This is a genomic window from Variovorax sp. GW821-FHT09B05 (assembly GCF_059418265.1).
In genome coordinates this window covers 1-18,130 of the sequence record NZ_JBWKPN010000008.1, presented here as the reverse complement: position 1 = coordinate 18,130, position 18,130 = coordinate 1, and the positions used below count along the sequence as shown (strand labels likewise).

Below are 18,130 nucleotides of genomic sequence, written 5' to 3'. Positions count from 1 at the left end.
TTGCATGTAAGGCGGAAAAGCGCCCGTCGCCGCCGCCTCCGGCCGCGCCGATAGACTCGGGGCCCGCCTCCGCCTTCCCGCCGCCGATGACCCCGCCCGTGCTCTACAGCTTCCGCCGCTGCCCCTATGCGATGCGCGCCCGCCTCGCGCTGGCGGCGAGCGGCCAGCGCTGCGAGCTGCGCGAGGTCGAGCTCAAGCGCAAGCCGCCCGAGATGCTGGCCGCCTCGCCCAAGGGCACGGTGCCGGTGCTCGTGCTGGCCGACGGCACGGTGATCGACCAGAGCCTGGACATCATGCGCTGGGCGCTCGCGGCCCACGATCCGCTGCGCTGGCTGCAGCCCGGCGACACCGAGGCGCTGGTCGCCGCCTGCGACGACCGCTTCAAGCCGCAGCTCGACCGCTACAAGTACCCGGGCCGCTTCGCCGACGCCGTGCAGGCCGAGGCCCGCGAGCAGGGCGCGCGCTTCCTGCGCGAGCTCGAGGCGCGGCTGGCCGCCTCGGCCTTCCTGCTCGGCGCCCACGCCACCCTGGCCGACGCCGCGCTGATGCCCTTCGTGCGCCAGTACGCGATGGTCGAGCCGGCCTGGTTCGAGGCCCAGCCCTGGCCGCGGCTGCGCGCCTGGCTCGCGGACTGGATCGCCTCGCCGCTGTTCGACAGCGTCATGCGCAAGAACCCGCCCTGGCGCAGCGGCGAGGCCGGCATCGCCTTCCCATGAGCACGCGCCTGCATTTCGACCTCACGACGGTCCAGCTCTTCATCGCCACCGCCGAGCTCGGCGGCGTCACGCGGGGCGCCGAGCGCATGCACATGGCGCCGGCCGCGGCCTCGCGCCGCATCCTCGAACTCGAATCGCAGTTCGGCGTGGCGCTGTTCGAGCGCCGCCCGCACGGCATGGTGCTGACCGATGCCGGGCGCGCGATGCTCGCGCATGCGCGCAACATCACGCACACCGTGCTGCGCATGCAGGACGACGCGGCCTCCTACCTCGGCGGCGAACAGGGCGTGGTGCGCGTGGCGGCGCCGAAGTCGGCGGTGATCCAGTTCATGCCGCGCGACATCGAGCGCTGCGCCGCTGCCTGCCCCGGCGTGCGCATCGACCTGCAGGAGATGAACAGCCAGGTGGTGCAGCAGGCGCTGCGCCGCGGCACGGTCGACATCGGCATCTACGAGGCCAGCCTCGGCGCCATCGACCTGCCGATGCTGCCCTACCGCGGCGATGAGCTGGTGGCCGTCACCGCGCGCGGCCATGCGCTGGCCGGCCGGCGCGAGGTGGTGCTCGAGGACATCCTGGCCTGCGACCTGATCGTGCTCAACGAGGGCTCGGCGATCTCGCTCATGCTGGCGCGGCTGGCCGACGAGACCGGCCAGCTGCTGCGCATGCGCATGCGCGTGGGCGGCTTCGACAGCATCGCGGCGCTGGTGGCGCAGGACCTGGGCATCGGCGTCATGCCGGCGGCGATCGCGCGCCATGTGGCGGCGGGCAGCCGCTTCGCGCGACTGCCGATCCGCGGCGACTGGGCGCGGCGCCAGTTCGTGCTGTGCCATCGCGCCGAGGATTCGCTGTCGCGCGCCGCGGCCAGCGTGGCGCGCGTGCTCGCGGATACGCAAAACGCGAATCCAGCCTCGCCCAAATAGCGATGGCGCCCGGTGCGGGCCTTGCGCACCATCCGTCGACCCTGAAGAACGACGGAGACATCCCAGCATGCAACGCAGAAGCTTCACCCTGGCGGCCGCGGCCGCCCTCGCCGCACCGGGACTGGTGCGCGCCGCGAACGAGGCGGCACCGCCGGCCGGCCCCGTGAAGATCGTGGTGGGCTTCGCGCCCGGCGGCGGCACCGACGTGCTGGCGCGCGTCATCGGCCAGAAGCTGGGCGCGATGTGGAACGCCTCGGTGCTGGTCGAGAACAAGCCCGGCGCCACCGGCGCGATCGCGGCCGACTACGTGAGCAAGCAGCCGCCCGACGGCAACACCCTGCTGATGGCGCACGTCAACAGCCACGCGATCGCGCCGGCGCTGCTGACCGGCGTGCGCTACGACCCGCGGCGCGACTTCACGCCGCTGACCCTGGTGGGGGTGACGCCGAACATGCTGACCTGTGCGCCCGCGCAGAAGGCACGCACCCTGCCCGAAGTCGTCGCGCTGTGCCGCGAGCGGCCGGGCCGCGTGTCCTTCGGCTCTTCGGGCATCGGCTCGGCGCAACACCTGGCCTTCGAGATGTTCAAGCTGCAGGCCAGGGTCGATGCGGTGCACGTGCCCTACAAGGGCTCGAGCGCGCTGATCGTCGACCTGCTCGGCGGCCAGATCGACTACGCCTTCGACACCATGACCGCCGCCACGCCCTTCGTGAAGCAGGGCAAGGTGATCGCGATCGCGCAGACGCGGCTGCAGCGCGCGCGCAGCCATCCCACCGTGCCCACGCTCGCCGAGTCGGGCTTTCCGGGGCTGGACGCGGCCTCGTGGTACGGCCTGGTCGGCCCGCGCGGCATGGCCGCGCCGATGGTGCAGCGCATGAGCGAGGACATCAACCGCGTGCTGGCCCTGCCCGACATCGCGCAGCGGCTCGACGAGTTCGGCGCCGAGGACGCGGGCGGCAGCCCCGAGAAGTTCGGCGCCTTCATCGCGAGCGAGTACGCCAAGTGGGGCCGCATCGTGAAAGAAGCCGGCGTGCGCGCCGATGCTTGAGACCATTTTCCTTTCCCCCTGAAAGACGCCAACCGATGAGCGACACCTCCTCCTCCCGTCCCCTCCCCTTGGCCGGCGTGCGCGTGCTCGATGTGAGCCAGGTCATGGCCGGCCCCTATGCCTGCATGCTGCTGGCCGACCTCGGCGCCGACGTCATCAAGATCGAGCCGCCGCAGGGCGGCGACCAGACGCGCGGCGCCATGGGCTTCAAGCTCAAGGGCACGGACAGCATGGGCTTCCTCAACATGAACCGCAACAAGCGCTCGATCGCGCTCGACCTCAAGTCCGACAGCGGACGCGAGGTGCTCTACAAGCTGGTAGCGCAGGCCGACATCCTGGTGGAGAACTACCGCCCCGGCGTGATGAAACGGCTGCGCACCGACTACGAGACGCTCAGCGCGATCAACCCGCGGCTGGTCTACGTCAGCATCTCGGGCTTCGGCCAGACCGGGCCCTGGGCCGGCCGGCCGGGCTTCGACCTGATGGCGCAGGCGATGTCGGGGATCATGAGCGTGACCGGCCATCCCGACGGCCCGCCCGCCAAGGCCGGCGTGCCGGTGGCCGACATCGGCTGCGCGCTGTTCGCCACCTACGGCATGCTGTCGGCCTACATCGGCGCCAAGGCCACGGGACGCGGCCAGTACGTTGATGCTTCGCTGTTCGATTCCGCGCTCGCGTTCTCGATCTGGGATATCAGCGAGTACTGGGGCACCGGCCGCGAGCCCGAGCAGCTCGGCACCGCCAACCGCATGAGCGCGCCCTACCAGGCAATGAAGGCGGCCGATGGCCATTTCGTGATGGGCGCGACCAACCAGAAGCTGTGGCAGATGCTGTGCGCCACGCTGGAGCGGCCCGACCTGCTCGATGACGCACGCTTCGCGACGGTGTCGCTGCGCCTCGCGAACCGGCACGCGCTGATCGAGAGCCTCGAGCGCAGCTTCGCGCAACAAGGTTGCGAACACTGGATCGACCGGCTGCTGGCCGTGGGCATTCCGGCCGGGCCGATCCTCAGCTACCCCGAGGCCTTCGAGAGCGAGCATGGCCGGCACCGCCGCATGCGCATCGAGATCGACCATCCGGTGGAGGGCAAGGTGCCCAACATCGGCTTCGCGGTGAAGATGGGCGGCACGCCGCAGCAGGTGCGGCGCGCGCCGCCGCTGCTCGGGCAGCACACGGCCGAGGTGCTGGCCGAGCTCGGCATCGATGCGCCGGCGCAGCGCGAGCTGGCCGCGGCCGGAGCCTTCGGATCATGAGCGAAGGCAGCGTTCATCTCTCGGTGACGGCGGGCATCGCCACGCTGGTGTTCGACCGGCCGGCCGCGCGCAATGCCATGACCTGGGCCATGTACCAGTCGCTCGCCGCGCACTGCGAATCGCTGGCCGCGCGCGCCGGCGAGGTGCGCGTGGCGGTGCTGCGCGGCGCGGGCGGCCAGGCCTTCGTGGCCGGCACCGACATCGCGCAGTTCCGCGACTTCGCGGGCGGCGACGACGGCGTGGCCTACGAGCGGCGCATCGATGCCGGCATCGGCCTGATCGAGGCGCTGCCGATGCCGACCGTGGCGGTGGTCGAGGGCTGGGCCGTGGGCGGCGGGCTCGCGATCGCGACCGCCTGCGACTTCCGCCTCGCGACGCCGGGCGCGCGCTTCGGCGTGCCGATCGCGCGCACGCTGGGCAACACGCTGTCGTCGCTGAACTTCGCGCGGCTGCGCGCGGCCTGGGGCCTGCAACCGGTGCGGCGCATGCTGCTGCTGGCGCAGATCCTCGACGCGAACGAGGCGCTGGCCTGCGGCTTCCTCGAGCAGGTCTGCGCGAGCGAGGCGCTCGACGGCGCGCTGCAGTCGCTGTGCGCACGGCTGGCCGCGCTGGCGCCCGTGACGCAGGCGGCCGCCAAGGAAGCGCTGCGCCGCGGCACGACGCACGGTGCGCCCGACACCGACGACCTCGTGCGCCGCTGCTACGGCAGCGCCGATTTCGCCGAGGGCGTGGCGGCCTTCACCGAGGGACGGCCGCCGGCCTGGCGCGGCCGCTGATCAGGTCGCGACCGCGCGCGCCGAGGCGCGCTGGATGCATTCGACGAAGTGCTGCGCGGCTGGCGTCAGCAACTGGCCGCGGCGCTTGACCACGCAGACGTTGAGCGTCGGCAGCGTCTCGACCACGTCCACGCGCCGGATGCCGTGGCGCTTGAAGCTCAGCGCGGCCAGCGGCTCGACGAACAGGCCGATCAGGTCCATCTGCCCGACCAGCGACAGCGCGACCGTGACCGAGTGGCCCTGGATCACGCGCTGCGGCGCCGGCAGGCCCAGCGGCAGCAGCGCCGAGATCGATTCGCGGCCGCTGAAGTGATCGTCGCCCGGCAGGATCCACTCGGCGGTCGCGAGCTCGGCCATCGAGCGACTCGCGCGCAGCGGATGGCGTTCGCGCAGTCCCACCACCAGCTTCACCGGAAACAGCTCGATGGCCTCGAACTGCGGATCGAGCCGGCCCGGCACCACGTGGGCCACCGCGAAATCGAGCGAGCCCTCGCGCAGCCGCGCCAGCATCCAGGGCAGCACCGCCTCGCTGAACTGCACGTCGACGGCCGGCAACCGGCCATGGAAGTCCTTGAACGCCGCCGGCAGGATGGTCTGCGCGAACGAGGTGCTGACGGCCAGCGCGACCCGGCCCGTGAGCCCGTCGCGGATCTGCGCGATCTCCTCGCGCGCGCGCTGCATGTCGGCCAGCAGCATGCGCGCGCGCGGCGCGAAGGCCTCGCCGAAGGGCGTGAGCCGCACGCCCTTGACGCTGCGCTCGACCAGCGGCGCGTCGACCTCGCGCTCGAGCTCGCGCACGATCTTGGTCACCGCGGGCTGCGAGATGCCGAGCACGCGCGCCGCGGCGCGGATGCTCATCTGCTCGACCACCGCGACGAAGGCGTGCAACTGGTTGGGTTTCATGGAGGACGGGTGCCGGACGGGCGACAACCAAAAGTTATCGTACTGGCCCAATTATTGTCTTTTCAGCGAGCAACCGACTCTCTAGCATCCGTCGCGGCCGAAGACCTTCGACCTACCCGCATTCCCACAGAACCACACCAACACCCCGAGACATGAGCCCCACCCGTCCCGCGCACAGCGCCGCCAGCCGGCGCCAGACCATCGTCGCCACCACCATCGGCAACGGCCTCGAGTTCTTCGACTTCACCGTCTACGGTTTCCTCGCGCTGGTGATCGGCAAGCTGTTCTTTCCCACCTTCAGCGGCTACGGCCAGTTGCTGCTCACGGTCGCGACCTTCGGCGTCGGCTTCATCATGCGGCCGCTGGGCGGCATCGTGATCGGTGCCTATGCCGACCGCGCGGGCCGCAAGAAGGCCATGACGCTCACCATCTTCCTGATGGCGCTCGGCTGCGCGGTGATCGCCTTCACGCCCACCTACGCGAGCATCGGCGTCGCGGCGCCGGTGCTGATCGTGCTGGCGCGGCTGATCCAGGGCTTCTCGGCCGGCGGCGAGGTCGGTGCTTCCACCACGCTGCTGGTCGAACACGCCACGCCGCAGAACCGCGGCTACATGGCGAGCTGGCAGTTCGCGAGCCAGGGCCTGGGCGTGATGCTCGGCGCGGTGGTGGTGGGCGCGCTCACCTTCACGCTGTCGCCCGAGAACATGCAGAGCTGGGGCTGGCGCGTGCCCTTCGTCCTCGGCATGCTGATCGCGCCGGTGGGCATGTACATCCGCCGCCACCTCGAGGAGTCGCTGCAGATCGCGCCCGAATCGGCCACCGCGCCGCGCCGCGAGAGCAGCCTCAAGATCGTCTGCTCGCAGCACGGCAAGACCGTGCTGGCCGCCATCCTCGCGCTGGTCGGCGGCACCACGGCGGCCTATGTCGTCACCTTCTACATGCCGACCTACGCGGTGCGCGAGCTCGGCCTCACGCCCTCGGTGGCGCTGTTCGGTGCCGCGCTCACCGGCCTGATCTCGTTCGCCTTCGCGCCCTTCGTGGGCCTGCTGTCGGACCGCGTGGGCCGCAAGCCGCTGATCCTGTGGAGCCGCGTGTTCCTCGTGGTGCTGATCTACCCGGGCTTCCTCTGGCTCAATGCCTCGCCCACGCCCGCCGTGCTGTTCATCGTGCTCGGCGTGCTGAGCCTGGGCCTGGTCGGCCAGACCGTGCCCGGCATCACGATGCTGCCCGAGATGTTCCCGAAGGCGGTGCGCGCCAGCGGCATGTCGCTGGTCTACAGCGTGGGCGTGGCGCTGTTCGGCGGCTTCGCGCCCTTCATCAGCACCTGGCTGCTCAACGCCACCGGCAGCAAGCTCGCGCCGGCCTGGTACCTGGTCATCATGACCCTGGTCTCGCTGCTGGGCCTGCTCTGGCTGCGCGACCACACGGGCCGCGACATCGACGCGGCCGGCGCACACGCCTGATCTCCGTCGTCTCGAACATTCCTCCCCACGATCCCCCATGACCGCTCTCACCCACAGCACCGCCGCCACGCGGCATTTCTCGGGCACCTATGTCGAGGCCCGCGCCAAGTTCCTCGAGGCCGCGCGCGCTCGCGGCGCGGCTATCGAGTCCTTCGTCAATGAAGCGCATCGCGGCGCGCTCGGCGAGGAACTCGCGACCGACGTCGCGCTGCTCGGTGCCATCGACGCGAAGAAGCTGCTGCTCGTGACCTCGGGCACGCATGGCCCCGAGGGCTTCTGCGGCTCGGGCACGCAGGTCGCGACCCTGCACGACGAGGACCTGCTCGCGCGCCTGCAGCAGGCCGGCGTGGCGCTGCTGCTGGTGCATGCCGTCAATCCGCACGGCTTCTCGCACCTGCACCGCACCAACGAGGACAACATCGACCTCAACCGCAACCACATCGACTTCGGCGCGCCGCTGCCGGTGAATGCCGAATACACCGATGTCGAGCCGCTGGTGCTGCCCGCGAGCTGGCCGCCGACACCGGCCGACGAGGCGGCCGTGACCGCCTACATCGAGAAGCACGGCATGCGCGCCTTCCGCGCCGCCGTCACCAAGGGCCAGTACGTTTCGCCCGACGGCCTGTTCTACGGCGGCACCGCGCCCTCGTGGAGCAACAGGACGATCCGGTCGATCCTGCGCAAGTACGCGGCCTCGGCCACGCACATCGGCTGGATCGACGTGCACACGGGCCTGGGCCCCTACGGCCACGGCGAGAAGATCTACCCGGGCCGCAACACGCCCGAGGACCTGGCCATGGCCCATGCCTGGTGGGGTGCCGACGTGTTCGCGCCCTTCGCGGGCGACTCGGCCTCGGCCGACGTCTCGGGTCCGGTGATCTCGACCGCCTACGACGAATGCCCGAACGCGCGCGTCGCACCCATGGGCCTGGAGTTCGGCACCCTGCCCGACAACGAGGTGCTCACGCGCCTGCGCGCCGACACCTGGCTGCGCCGCCATCCCGAAGCCTCCGACGCACAGAAGCGCGAGATCCGCCGCCAGCTGCGCGATGCCTTCTACTGCGACAACGACGAGTGGAAGGGCATGGTGCTGGGGCAGGCGCGCGTGGTGCTGCTGCAGACGCTGCAGGGCCTGCGCAAGGCCTGAAGACGGGGCGCGTCAGCCGAAGTTCGGCGCGCGCTTCTCGCGCAGCGAGGCCACGCCCTCGCGCACGTCGGCGCCCGCGAAGCCCATGAATTCGAGCGCCAGCGAGGCGTCGAAGGTGGGCCCGGCCTGGCGCAGCCAGTTGTTGAGCGCGTACTTGGTCAGGCGGATCGCGCTCTGGCTGCCGGCCGCGAGGCGGTCGGCCACCTCGTAGGCGCGCGGCAGCAGTTCCGCGTCCTCGACCGCCAGCGACACCAGGCCGATGCGCTCGGCCTCCTCGCCGCTGACCGGCTCGCACAGCAGCAGGTGGTACTTGGCCTTCGCCATGCCGCACAGGAGCGGCCAGACGATCGCCGCATGGTCGCCGGCGGCCACGCCCAGGCGGGTGTGGCCGTCGACGATCTTCGCGCCGCGCGTGGCGATCGAGATGTCGGCCAAGAGGCCCGCCACCAACCCCGCGCCCACGGCCGGGCCGTGCATCGCGCTCACGATCGGTTTGTCGCAGTTGATGATGTTGTAGACCAGGTCGCGCGCCTCGCGCCACACGCGCTGGCGGATCGCGTCGTCGGCCGTCATGTCCTGCACCATGCCGAGGTCGCCGCCGCCCGAGAAGCCCATGCCCTCGCCACGCAGCACGGCGCAGCGCACCGAGTCGTCGGCCGAGACGTCGCGCCAGATCTCGGCGAGTTCGCGGTGGCCGTCGTGGCCGGCCGTGGGCAGCTTGCCGTTGGCCGCACGCATCTGGATGTCGAGCACGGTGCCGTTGGCGCCGCGGCGCGTGATGGCGAGGGTCTGGTAGCGGGCGTAGTCCATGGTCTTTCCTGTCTCCGGTGCGCGCCGATCGCGCACGCTCGTTGTTCTTTCAGCGCTGCGCGGCCACCTCGCGGCAGCGCTTCACGTTGGCATCGAGCCGCGGCGCGAGCCCGGGCTCGCAGACATCGCCCGCGGGATCGAGCCGGCACAGGCCGACCACCACGTAGTCCATCACGGCGTCGGTGCACATCGGGTACTTGGCGAGCTGCGGGTTGGCCCTGGACTTGAAGCCCCAGCGCTCCGAGAACTCGATGGTGCGCGCCATCGCGCCATGGAAGAACTCGCGGTTCCTCGAGGCGACGGCGGCCTCCATGCGCGGCAGTTCCTCGTTGAGGTAGCCGACCGATTCGAGCGGGAAGTCGGCCGGATTCTGCGACTGCGCGCAGGCGAGCGAGGCACCCAGCAGCAGCGGCAGCAGGCAGGCGGCGCGCAACGGGCGCGGGTGGGTCGACGAGGAAGGGGCGGTGCGATGGCGAGGCATGGCCGTCGATTCTGCAACGTTTGCTGACAGTTTTGAATTCAGTCCGATGCGCCGGCGCCACGCGGCGCTTCCACGAAGCGCAGGTCGAGGCCGGCGCAGGCGTGGCGCGCGAGCACCAGCTCATCGGGCGACGAGGCCTGGAGCAGTTGCCGTTCGGCCAGGAAGGCGCGCGCCTGCGGCAGCGAGCGCACGCCGAAGCGCAGCGATTCGATGGTCGCGAACGGATGCCGGCCCGGGCTCAGCGCCACGGCGATGTCGGGCATCAAAGCGATCGGGCCCTGTGGCGACGCCGTCAACGCACGCCATCGCGCGCTCGCCTCGGCCTCGTCGGGCACGGCCAGGCCGATCCGCCGCAGGCCGACCAGCCCCAGCGGCCCGCCTGCGCAAGCCTCGAAGGCAACCGCATCGCGAGCACGCCGCTGCGGCGCATCGAGCTTCTCCGGCCACGGATAGATGGTGCCGGCCGCATCCCAGGCGCAGAAGAAGACGCAGCAGGCATCGGAGGACAGGTCGAGCAGCACCGCGTTGGTGAAGTTGGTGACCGATGCGCCCGATGCGTCCTGCGTGCGGTACGCACGCGGCGGCTTGCAGGCGATACCTCGCGCGGCCAGTTCGGCGATGCTCGCTTCCAGGTCGGCCGGGTCGAGCGCCAGGCCCTGCACGCGCGGCGGCTGCGCCTCGGGCGGCATGTCGGCGTCGTCGCGCGCGGCCTAGAACTCGAGGTTGGTGTTGCCGACGTTGATCCAGCCGAAGCTCGCGAAGGCGCTGTGCTGCAGCGGCCAGCTCACCGGCAGGCCGAGCTCGCCGGCGAGCAGCGACCACAGCGGCTCGACCGCGCGCAGGCGGATCACCACGTGGTCGAGCGCGCGGTACGGTGCCATGGCCGCCCTGCAGTCCTACCGCCCCTTCTTCTGCTTGTCGAACTTGTGCCAGTACCGGAACTCGTCCTCGTGCACCTCGAGGTCGACCTCGGACACGCGCGCCTGCAGCCGCTCCTGCACGTCGGCTACGGCCTTGTTGTAGATCGTGGGGCCGACCTCCTCGAGGAAGAAGCCCAGCAGCGCGCCGGCGGCGACGTTGCCGATCGGCTCCTCCATGTTCTCGCGGAAATAGCGCTCGATCGAGGTGATGGCCTGCTGGCGCAGCTCGCGCGAAATCTCGATGGTCATGCGGCGGGGTCCTTGCTGGATGCTCGAAAAGGGCATTGTGCCGATGCGTGGAGAATCGGGCCCCGGCCGCGGCGCGAATGCGGCGGCCGCTCCCCCCAACCGAACCGATCGATCTCCATGGCCCGTCCCTCCCGCCAGCCCCGCATGCTCGAACGCGGCATCCTCTGCCTGCTCATCGGCGCCGCCGTGCTGCTGGGCCCGCACTTCCTGCAGGGCACGCGCTGGTTCGAGATGGTGGCGGGCGCCTCGGTGGTGGGCTGGTTCGCGCTCGCGCTGGGCGCGGCGCTGGTGGTGGTCGAGCTGGTGAAGCGCGGCAAGGATTCGCAACGGCGCTGAGCCGCGCGCCGCTCAGCGCCGCAGCTTCTTGACCAGTTCGACGACCGCGAGCACCACCGCGCCCGCGACGATGCCGACGCCGGCATTGACCAGCATCGAACCCAGCGTGCCGAACACGCCCGAGGTCGCGGCCCAGGCCTCGACCGCATGGCCGAGCGCGGGCACGCCGTGCACCAGGATGCCGCCGCCGACCAGGAACATCGCGGCGGTGCCGGCGATCGACAGCCCCTTCATGAGCCAGGGCGCGCCCGCGAGGATCGCGCGGCCCACGCCACGCGCGGCGGCACTGCCGCGCTGGCTCAGGTAGAGGCCCGCGTCGTCGAGCTTCACGATGCCGGCCACCAGGCCGTAGACGCCCACCGTCATGATCAGCGCGATGCCCACCAGCACGCTGAGCTGGGTGGTGAAGGGCTGGCCCTGCACGGTGCCCAGCGTGATCGCGATGATTTCGGCCGAGAGGATGAAGTCGGTGCGCACCGCGCCCTTGATCTTGTCCTTCTCGAGCGCCACCACGTCGACCGCGGCATCGGCCACGGCCTGCTCGTGGCGCGCGGTGTCGGCCGCGTGTTCTTCCTTGTGCAGGAACTTGTGGGCCAGCTTCTCGCAGCCCTCGAAGCACAGGAAGGCGCCGCCCACCATGAGCAGCGGCGTGACCAGCCAGGGCAGCCAGGTGCCGATGGCCAGCGCGGCCGGCACCAGGATCACCTTGTTGACCAGCGAGCCCTTGCACACCGCCCAGACCACGGGCAGTTCGCGGTCGGCCTTGACGCCGGCGACCTGCTGGGCATTGAGCGCGAGGTCGTCGCCGAGCACCCCGGCCGTCTTCTTGGCGGCGACCTTGGTGAGGACCGATACGTCGTCGAGCACGGTCGCGATGTCGTCGAGCAGCAGGAGCAGGCTGGAGGCCATGGATGGGCGAAAGGAAAATGAAAGGCGCGAGCTTAGCCGCTGCCGTGTGCAGGGTCCGTGAATATCCGCACATGCCGGGCCCGCGCCTTCGGGCGCGGCCACGCGATGTACGCCGAAAGCAGTCGGCCGAAGCTCTCGGCCCTAACCTTCAGCCGTCAGAGCGCGCTCAGCGCGATCGCCAGCATCGTGGCCAGCGAGACGCCGAACACCGCGAGGCCGACGGCACGGCGGCGGTGCGTGAGCAGCCACAGCGCCACGCCCGAGAGCGACAGGAAGATCAGGCTGCCGGCCAGCGTGTCGACCAGCAGGATCCAAGCGAGCGGCATGCCGCCGCCCTTGTGCATGTTGGTGAGGGTGGCGACGAGGCCGTTGTGGGTGGTGGCCACGCCCACCGAGCGGTTGCCCTGCCAGTAGTCGGCCTGCACGGTCTGGTTCGGGCCGCCGAAATTGAAGGTCCAGTGCGCGGGCTGCGTCAGCGCGGGCGCCTCGGGATCGGCCTTGCGGTCGACCCAGGCCACCGGCTTGGCGGGCTCGATGCGCGTGGAGCGCGGCGGGCCGTCGGTGCGCAAGGCCTGCTGCAGCCAGGCGGCCATCGCCTCGGGCGTGGCCGGCGCCGGCTCGGGCAGCGCGAGTTGGGCCCGGCTGCGTTCCTGCGATTGCGGCAGCTTCAGCACGTTGCGGTGGTTGAGCCAGATGCCGCTGAAGCCGAACAACAGCCCGAGCACCGCGCCCCAGAGGCCGAACCAGCCATGGGTGCGGCGGATCCACTGCACGGCGAGCGTGCGGCGCTGGTGCGATGGCACCCGGCGGGCGTGGCCCGGGGCGTGTCCGGCGTCCATGTCAGGCGACGTTGCGTTTGAGGCGGATTTCCTCGATGCGCACGCTGCCGATCTGCGTGGTCTTGGCGGTCTTCATCTCGCGCTTGAAGCCGGCCAGCTCGTGGAAGCGCATCGCGCGGTCGTTGCGGATCGGCACCCAGATGGTGACCGTGGTGCAGCCCTCTTCCTCGAGGCCTTCGCGCGCGGCGTCCCAGAGGGCGACGCCGATACCCTTGTCCCAGTGCTCGGGACGGACGTAGAGGGCCCAGATCTCGCCCGCGGTGGACGGCGTCTTGGGATCGCGCGAGCGGTCGAAGCCGACGAAGCCGACGACCTTGCCGTCGAGCTCGGCCACGTGGACCTGCGGTTCGCTGAACTCGATGGCTTCGCGCCACTTGGCCTCGCGCGAGGCGAGCGCCAGCGCGCGCAGCTCCTCTTCGGGCAGGATGCCTTCGTAGGCGGCCTTGGCGGCGGCGGCGTGGACTTCTGCGATGGCCTTGGCATCGCGCATCGTGGCGGGGCGAACTTCGTGGTCGGACATGAATGCGGGAAAAACGGATGGAACCGCCTATTGTCGCCGCACCGCTAAACTCCCAGCCCATCATCGCAGCAGCTCAGGAGAAACCTCATGGCCAAGGGTCAGCAACGTTCCAACAAGGAAAGCAAGAAACCGAAGAAGGACACCTCCCCGCCGAAGGCCCCGGCACTCGGCGGCGAGCCGGTGCGCGCGGTCGTCACCACGGCGGTGATTCCGCGCGGCAAGCTCAAGAACAAGTGATCCGCCACCCGTGAGCGACGCACCGGCCTCGCCGCCCTCCCCCACCGCGCCCCCGGCCCAGCCGCGCAATCCGCTGCACGGGCTGACGCTCGAAGCCATCGTGACGGCGCTGCAGGCGCACTACGGCTGGCAGCAGCTGGGCGAACTGGTGCCGGTGCGCTGCTTCACGCACGAACCCAGCGTGGGCTCGAGCCTGCGCTTCCTGCGCAAGACGCCGTGGGCGCGCGAGAAGGTCGAGAGCCTCTACCTCTTCATGCTGCGCGAGCAGCGCCGCCAGGGCACGTCGACGCCGCGGCCATGAAGGTCCGCCTCGAGCCCTCGGGCCTGGTCTTCGAGACCGAGGCCGGCACCAGCGTGCTGAAGGCGGCCGAGGCGGCCGGCATCGAGATGCCGAGCTCGTGCCGCAACGGCACCTGCCGCACCTGCATCTGCCAATTGCTCGAAGGCGAGGCACGCCACACCATCGAATGGCCGGGCCTGAGCGCCGAGGAAAAGGCCGAGCGCTGGATCCTGCCCTGCGTGGCCGAGGCGCTGGGCGACATCGCGATCGACGCGCCGCAGGCCTTCTCGCTGTTCGACGACGCCTGACTCAGCCGCGCACGGCCGGCGCCGCCACCACCAGCCGGTCGCGCTGCGCCAGCGAGGGGAAGAGCCTGAACCAGGTCAGCGCGACCAGCATCGTGCCGACGCCGCCCACCACCACCGAGCCCACCGGCCCGAGCAGCGCCGCGGTGGCGCCCGATTCGAATTCGCCGAGCTGGTTGCTGGCGCCGATGAAGATCGAGTTGACCGCGCTGACCCGCCCGCGCATGGCATCGGGCGTCTCGAGCTGCACCAGCGTCTGGCGGATCACCACGTTGACCATGTCGGCGCCGCCCGAGACCGCGAGCGCGATCAGCGAGACGATGAAGCTGCGCGAGATGCCGAACACCACCATGCACAGGCCGAACAGCGCGATCGCCATCAGCAGCGCGCGGCCCACGCGGCGTTCGATCGGCCGGCGCGTGAGCGCGATCGACATCACCAGCGCGCCGACCGCGGGCGCGCCGCGCAGCAGGCCCAGGCCCCAGGGACCGGTGTGCAGGATGTCCTTGGCATAGATCGGCAGCAGCGCCACCGCGCCGCCCAGCAGCACCGCGAACAGGTCGAGCGAGACCGCGCCGAGCACCGGCTTGCGGTTCCAGATGAAGTTGACGCCCGCGAACACCGTGCCCAGCGTGACCGGCTCGCGCGCCTTGGGCACGTAGGCATAGCGCAGCCGCAGCACCAGCGCGCAGGCCACCACGAAGAACAGCACGCTCGCGCCGTAGACCACCGCCATGCCCGCCACGAACAGCAGGCCGCCAAGTGCCGGCCCGCCGATGATCGCGCCCTGCATGCCGGCCGAGCTGAAGGCCATGGCGCGCGCCAGCATGACCGGCGGCACCAGCATCGGCGTCAGCGCCTGCTGGGCCGGCATCTGGAACGCGCGCACCGCGCCCAGCACCAGCGACAGGCCCAACAGCAACGCGCGGCTGTCGTGGCCGCGCAGCACCGCGAACAGCAGCGCCAGCGCCACCAGCCCCTGCACCGCGAAGCAGGCCGCGACGATGCGCCCGCGGTGGTGGCGGTCGACCACGTGGCCCGCGAGCAGCGCCAGCAGCAGCGCCGGCACGAACTGGTAGAGCCCGACCAGGCCCAGGTCCCAGGCGCTGTTGGTCAGGTCGTACATGTGCCAGCCGATGGCCACCAGCAGCATCTGCGAGGCGGCGGTGCCGAACAGGCGCGCCACCCACATCTGCATGAACGGGCGTTCGCGCGTGAGGTCGGAAAAACTCGGTGGGGAAGGCACCGCGCCGGCGGCGGCATCGAGGGGAGAGGAGGCGGAGGCTGAGGAGCCAGTGGCGGGGCCGGACATCCGTCCAAGGATAGCCCACCCACCGTGAGCCGCGCATGAGCGCCCGCCAACGCCCCTGCCCGGCCACGCTTCTACACTCGGGCCCTCCCATGGCTTCACCCCCGCTACGACCCGTTCACGAAGACGCCCACCTGCTGGTGCTCGACAAGCCCGCCGGCCTGCTGTGCGTGCCCGGCCGCGGCGAGGACAAGCAGGACTGCCTGAGCGCGCGCGCCCAGCGCCAGTGGCCCGATGCGCTGATCGTGCACCGGCTCGACATGGCGACCAGCGGCCTGGTGCTGATGGCGCGCGGCCTCGAGATGCAGCGCGCGCTCGGCGACGCCTTCGCCACGCGCCAGGTCGACAAGCGCTACGAGGCGGTGGTCGACGGCCTGCTGCCCGTGGCACGAGAGTGGGCCAGCATCGACGCACCGCTGATGGCCGACTGGCCGCGCCGCCCGCTGCAGAAGATCGACCCCGCAGGCAAGCCCAGCCTCACACGCTGGCGCGCCCTGGGCGGCATCGAGGGCGAGGCGCCCTGCAGCTACCTGCTGCTGGAGCCGCTCACCGGCCGCTCGCACCAGTTGCGCGTGCACCTCTCATCGATCGGCCACCCGATCCTCGGCGATGCGCTCTACGGCAGTCCCGAAGTGCAGGCACGCGCGCCGCGCCTGCTACTGCATGCGAGCGCGCTGAGCTTCGAGCACCCGGCCACGCGCGAGCGCATGCGCTTCGCGAGCCGGCCCGATTTCGGGCCGCGCTTCGAGGCGTTGCGGGAGGCGGGAGAAGGCTCGGAGTGAGCGGCGGGAATCGGCGGGATTCGAAGAGGTGGCGCGGCGTTCTTCTCAGCCGCCCTTGACCACCAGCACCGGCACCATCGAGTCCTGCAGCACGCGCTGCGTCACGCTGCCCAGCAGCAGCTTCTCGATGCCGCTGCGGCCGTGCGAGCCCATCACGATCAGGTCGGCCGCGATGGCGATGGCCGTGTCCACGATGCCTTCGTGCACCACGTGGCCGTCGATCACGCGCTGGTCGCTGTGCAGGCCTTCGGCCGCCAGCGCGGCCACGCCGCGCGCGAGCGCCGCATTGGCGCTCGAGGTGGCCGCGGCGAGGTACTCGTTCTGGCCGAGCGCATAGTCCGCGCCCACGCCGATGAAGGGGTAGTTGTCGATCACGTGGATCAGGGTGATGCGGCTTCCGAAGGCCAGCGCCAATCCGCTGGCCTTGCTGACCGCGAGCATGGAAGTTTCGGAGCCGTCGATGGGGACCAGGATGTGATTGAACATGGCGGACCTCGCTTTCTTCGTTCGCAGGCAGACAGGGTCCAGTCCACGGGCCGTTGGAGATGGCCGAAGACCGGGCCCCGAATTTAACCGCAAGGCTGCGACACAACTGTAGGACGCCTCCCAGCCAGGGAAATCGCGGATACCGCGTGCGCGCGGCCCGCGCCCGCAGGCCGCGCAGCGCCTCGCGGCGCGGGTTTCAGTCGCCCTGAAAACCCTGGGCGCGGCAGGTGATCACCAGCGTGTCGCGCCAGCCCGTGCCGTTCTCCTCGAGCGGCTGGATCGGCGTCGACTCGTGGATCACGCGCGCATCGTCGAGCAGCAGCAGCGTCCACGGCTCGGTCATGGTGAAGCGCTCGCCGCGCCGCCCGTTGGCTTCGAACACGCGAGTCTCGCCGCCCTTGATGTCGTGGCGGCCCACCAGCGCCACCGCCACCAGGTCCACGCCGTCGCGGTGCGCGCCCTCGGGCGTCGGCCGGCCGATGCCGCCCGCGGTGTCGATGCGGAACTGGTGCGCTTCCACGTACCAGCGCTGCGCGCCGCGCAGCTGGCTCGCCGCTTCGCCGAGCTTGACGATCAATCGCTGCCAAGCCGGCTGCGCGATCGTGGCCGCGAGCATCGGCGCGAACCAGCGCTGCATGCCGCCATGCAGCGCGTTGTATTCGACAGGCTGCCAGTGCGCGCGGCGCGGCACCTGCTGCATCGCCTCGCCGTCGACCGTGAAGCATTCGTGGCGCCGCGTGCGGTAGCGGCCGCCGTCCTTCAGGTATTCGTCGGGCGGAAGATCGTTCCAGTCGGCATGCAGCGCCTCGAGCTGCGCGACCGGCAGGCCGAGCCAGTCGCCCACGGCCTGGGGCCCCAGCACCGCATAGCCCTGGTCGCGCAGTGCGGCCGGCAGTTCCGCGGGATGGATGAAGGGCGGATCGAAGGCCGGGGTGGTCACGACGCCGTGACCTTCACGTCTTTCCAGAACGCGACGCGGTCGCGGACCATCTCGGCCTCGGGCTTGGGGTCGGCGTAGTACCAGGCGGCGTCGGTGTTGAGTTCGCCGTTGACCAGCAGCGAGTAGTAGTTCGCGCTGCCCTTCCAGGGGCAGGTGGTCTTGTGGTTGCTGAAGGTCACGACGTCGCGGTTGAGCGACGACATGGGGAAGTAGTGGTTGCCCTCGACGAGGACGGTGTCGTCGCTTTCGGCGATGGTGGCGCCGTTCCAGGTGGCTTTCATTTGGGTTTGGGTCTCCGACTGGGGGGATGTGTTTGGCCGGAGGGGTATTGTGACTGTTTGGTTTCTGGTGTTTTGTGGGGGTGGTTTTTTGGCGTTTTATTTGGGCTGAGGTTTTTCTTGGCTTTGCTCTTCTTCTTGAGGCAGTTGGCCGGGTCTCGCCCCGGCGGGCGACTTACTTTTCTTGTCTCGCCAAGAAAAGTAAGCAAAAGAAGGCGACCCC

At 70.6% G+C, this 18,130-nt stretch carries 26 protein-coding genes; 12 read left to right on the top strand and 14 right to left on the bottom strand.

The genetic code is table 11. The annotated features are described in order from the left end of the window. Positions 1-86 precede the first annotated feature (86 nt). The 5 genes from AC07RM_RS21040 (at position 87) to AC07RM_RS21020 (ending at position 4,713) form a co-directional block, all read left to right on the top strand. On the top strand, positions 87-716 hold the full coding sequence (locus tag AC07RM_RS21040) for a glutathione S-transferase (protein WP_296781448.1): 630 nt from the start codon (positions 87-89) through the stop codon (positions 714-716). Beyond that, positions 713-1,636, top strand: coding sequence for a LysR family transcriptional regulator (locus tag AC07RM_RS21035; protein ID WP_203202061.1), 924 nt, complete (start codon positions 713-715; stop codon positions 1,634-1,636). Before AC07RM_RS21040 ends, AC07RM_RS21035 begins: the two co-directional genes overlap by 4 nt. A gap of 67 nt (positions 1,637-1,703) precedes the next feature. Then, the gene (locus AC07RM_RS21030; RefSeq protein WP_495335749.1) at positions 1,704-2,684 is read left to right on the top strand and encodes a tripartite tricarboxylate transporter substrate binding protein; all 981 of its coding nucleotides are present in this window, start codon (positions 1,704-1,706) and stop codon (positions 2,682-2,684) included. 35 nt (positions 2,685-2,719) lie between these two features. Then, positions 2,720-3,937, top strand: a complete 1,218-nt coding sequence (locus tag AC07RM_RS21025) for a CaiB/BaiF CoA transferase family protein (RefSeq protein ID WP_495335748.1) — start codon at positions 2,720-2,722, stop codon at positions 3,935-3,937. Next, the gene (locus AC07RM_RS21020) at positions 3,934-4,713 is read left to right on the top strand and encodes an enoyl-CoA hydratase/isomerase family protein (protein ID WP_495335747.1); all 780 of its coding nucleotides are present in this window, start codon (positions 3,934-3,936) and stop codon (positions 4,711-4,713) included. Before AC07RM_RS21025 ends, AC07RM_RS21020 begins: the two co-directional genes overlap by 4 nt. Here AC07RM_RS21020 and AC07RM_RS21015 read toward each other — a convergent pair whose 3' ends face one another. Beyond that, positions 4,714-5,616 carry a LysR family transcriptional regulator gene (locus AC07RM_RS21015; RefSeq protein ID WP_261217476.1) on the bottom strand — a complete coding sequence of 301 codons (903 nt, stop codon included), beginning with the start codon at positions 5,614-5,616 and terminating at the stop codon, positions 4,714-4,716. A gap of 152 nt (positions 5,617-5,768) precedes the next feature. Between AC07RM_RS21015 and AC07RM_RS21010 the strand changes: the two genes are divergently transcribed. Together AC07RM_RS21010 and AC07RM_RS21005 are read left to right on the top strand one after the other, a co-directional pair. Continuing rightward, the gene (locus tag AC07RM_RS21010; protein ID WP_093339942.1) at positions 5,769-7,079 is read left to right on the top strand and encodes an MFS transporter; all 1,311 of its coding nucleotides are present in this window, start codon (positions 5,769-5,771) and stop codon (positions 7,077-7,079) included. A gap of 37 nt (positions 7,080-7,116) precedes the next feature. Next, entirely contained in the window at positions 7,117-8,226 is a 1,110-nt protein-coding gene (locus tag AC07RM_RS21005; RefSeq protein ID WP_495335746.1) for a M14 family metallopeptidase, read from the top strand. Between the two features lie 12 nt (positions 8,227-8,238). Here the strand turns inward: AC07RM_RS21005 and AC07RM_RS21000 are convergent, their stop codons facing one another. The 5 genes from AC07RM_RS21000 to AC07RM_RS20980 are packed head-to-tail and all read right to left on the bottom strand — an operon-like array spanning position 8,239 to position 10,686. Next, positions 8,239-9,036: an enoyl-CoA hydratase/isomerase family protein gene (locus AC07RM_RS21000; RefSeq protein WP_490876704.1), complete on the bottom strand. Its 798-nt coding sequence runs from the start codon at positions 9,034-9,036 to the stop codon at positions 8,239-8,241. A 49-nt stretch (positions 9,037-9,085) separates the two neighbouring features. Next, on the bottom strand, positions 9,086-9,517 hold the full coding sequence (locus tag AC07RM_RS20995) for a hypothetical protein (protein ID WP_495335745.1): 432 nt from the start codon (positions 9,515-9,517) through the stop codon (positions 9,086-9,088). Positions 9,518-9,555: 38 nt separating this feature from the next. Further along, complete coding sequence (locus AC07RM_RS20990; RefSeq protein ID WP_495335744.1) at positions 9,556-10,206, bottom strand: VOC family protein; 651 nt, start codon at positions 10,204-10,206, stop codon at positions 9,556-9,558. 21 nt (positions 10,207-10,227) lie between these two features. Further along, positions 10,228-10,398, bottom strand: a complete 171-nt coding sequence (locus AC07RM_RS20985) for a hypothetical protein (RefSeq protein WP_495335743.1) — start codon at positions 10,396-10,398, stop codon at positions 10,228-10,230. Positions 10,399-10,413: 15 nt separating this feature from the next. After that, positions 10,414-10,686: a DUF2164 domain-containing protein gene (locus AC07RM_RS20980; protein WP_093339951.1), complete on the bottom strand. Its 273-nt coding sequence runs from the start codon at positions 10,684-10,686 to the stop codon at positions 10,414-10,416. Positions 10,687-10,803: 117 nt separating this feature from the next. Between AC07RM_RS20980 and AC07RM_RS20975 the strand changes: the two genes are divergently transcribed. Further along, positions 10,804-11,022: a hypothetical protein gene (locus AC07RM_RS20975; protein WP_057597821.1), complete on the top strand. Its 219-nt coding sequence runs from the start codon at positions 10,804-10,806 to the stop codon at positions 11,020-11,022. Between the two features lie 12 nt (positions 11,023-11,034). Here AC07RM_RS20975 and AC07RM_RS20970 read toward each other — a convergent pair whose 3' ends face one another. From AC07RM_RS20970 to AC07RM_RS20960, 3 genes are all read right to left on the bottom strand, one after another. Further along, positions 11,035-11,931, bottom strand: a complete 897-nt coding sequence (locus tag AC07RM_RS20970) for a DUF808 domain-containing protein (RefSeq protein ID WP_208512200.1) — start codon at positions 11,929-11,931, stop codon at positions 11,035-11,037. A gap of 155 nt (positions 11,932-12,086) precedes the next feature. Next, positions 12,087-12,770 (bottom strand): PepSY-associated TM helix domain-containing protein, encoded by a 684-nt coding sequence (locus AC07RM_RS20965; RefSeq protein ID WP_495335742.1) that lies wholly within the window; start codon positions 12,768-12,770, stop codon positions 12,087-12,089. A gap of 1 nt (position 12,771) precedes the next feature. Continuing rightward, positions 12,772-13,290 carry a GNAT family N-acetyltransferase gene (locus tag AC07RM_RS20960; RefSeq protein ID WP_093339960.1) on the bottom strand — a complete coding sequence of 173 codons (519 nt, stop codon included), beginning with the start codon at positions 13,288-13,290 and terminating at the stop codon, positions 12,772-12,774. Between the two features lie 87 nt (positions 13,291-13,377). Here AC07RM_RS20960 and AC07RM_RS20955 point away from each other — a divergent pair, with 87 nt between their 5' ends. Genes AC07RM_RS20955 through AC07RM_RS20945 form a run of 3 tightly spaced genes read left to right on the top strand, consistent with a single transcriptional unit; the run spans position 13,378 to position 14,115 of the window. Beyond that, positions 13,378-13,527 (top strand): hypothetical protein, encoded by a 150-nt coding sequence (locus tag AC07RM_RS20955; protein ID WP_177239215.1) that lies wholly within the window; start codon positions 13,378-13,380, stop codon positions 13,525-13,527. Positions 13,528-13,537: 10 nt separating this feature from the next. Then, complete coding sequence (locus AC07RM_RS20950; protein ID WP_093339963.1) at positions 13,538-13,828, top strand: VF530 family protein; 291 nt, start codon at positions 13,538-13,540, stop codon at positions 13,826-13,828. Beyond that, complete coding sequence (locus tag AC07RM_RS20945; protein WP_209545440.1) at positions 13,825-14,115, top strand: 2Fe-2S iron-sulfur cluster-binding protein; 291 nt, start codon at positions 13,825-13,827, stop codon at positions 14,113-14,115. The genes AC07RM_RS20950 and AC07RM_RS20945 overlap by 4 nt, the downstream gene beginning before the upstream one ends. Before the next feature lies 1 nt (position 14,116). Here the strand turns inward: AC07RM_RS20945 and AC07RM_RS20940 are convergent, their stop codons facing one another. Continuing rightward, positions 14,117-15,424 (bottom strand): MFS transporter, encoded by a 1,308-nt coding sequence (locus AC07RM_RS20940; protein WP_256222259.1) that lies wholly within the window; start codon positions 15,422-15,424, stop codon positions 14,117-14,119. Positions 15,425-15,513: 89 nt separating this feature from the next. Here AC07RM_RS20940 and AC07RM_RS20935 point away from each other — a divergent pair, with 89 nt between their 5' ends. Continuing rightward, a complete protein-coding gene (locus tag AC07RM_RS20935; RefSeq protein WP_495335741.1) occupies positions 15,514-16,203 on the top strand; it encodes an RluA family pseudouridine synthase in 690 nt (229 codons plus the stop codon). 45 nt (positions 16,204-16,248) lie between these two features. On the opposite strand, the gene AC07RM_RS20930 is transcribed toward AC07RM_RS20935, so the two are convergent. The 4 genes from AC07RM_RS20930 to AC07RM_RS20915 all read right to left on the bottom strand — a co-directional run. Next, the gene (locus AC07RM_RS20930) at positions 16,249-16,689 is read right to left on the bottom strand and encodes a universal stress protein (protein WP_057597897.1); all 441 of its coding nucleotides are present in this window, start codon (positions 16,687-16,689) and stop codon (positions 16,249-16,251) included. Between the two features lie 196 nt (positions 16,690-16,885). Continuing rightward, positions 16,886-17,629, bottom strand: a complete 744-nt coding sequence (locus AC07RM_RS20925) for a 2OG-Fe dioxygenase family protein (protein WP_057597896.1) — start codon at positions 17,627-17,629, stop codon at positions 16,886-16,888. After that, complete coding sequence (locus tag AC07RM_RS20920; protein ID WP_093339974.1) at positions 17,626-17,910, bottom strand: DUF427 domain-containing protein; 285 nt, start codon at positions 17,908-17,910, stop codon at positions 17,626-17,628. The genes AC07RM_RS20925 and AC07RM_RS20920 overlap by 4 nt, the downstream gene beginning before the upstream one ends. After that, on the bottom strand, positions 17,907-18,130 hold a 224-nt coding region (locus tag AC07RM_RS20915), incomplete at its 5' end, for a hypothetical protein (RefSeq protein WP_495335740.1). The genes AC07RM_RS20915 and AC07RM_RS20920, both read right to left, overlap by 4 nt.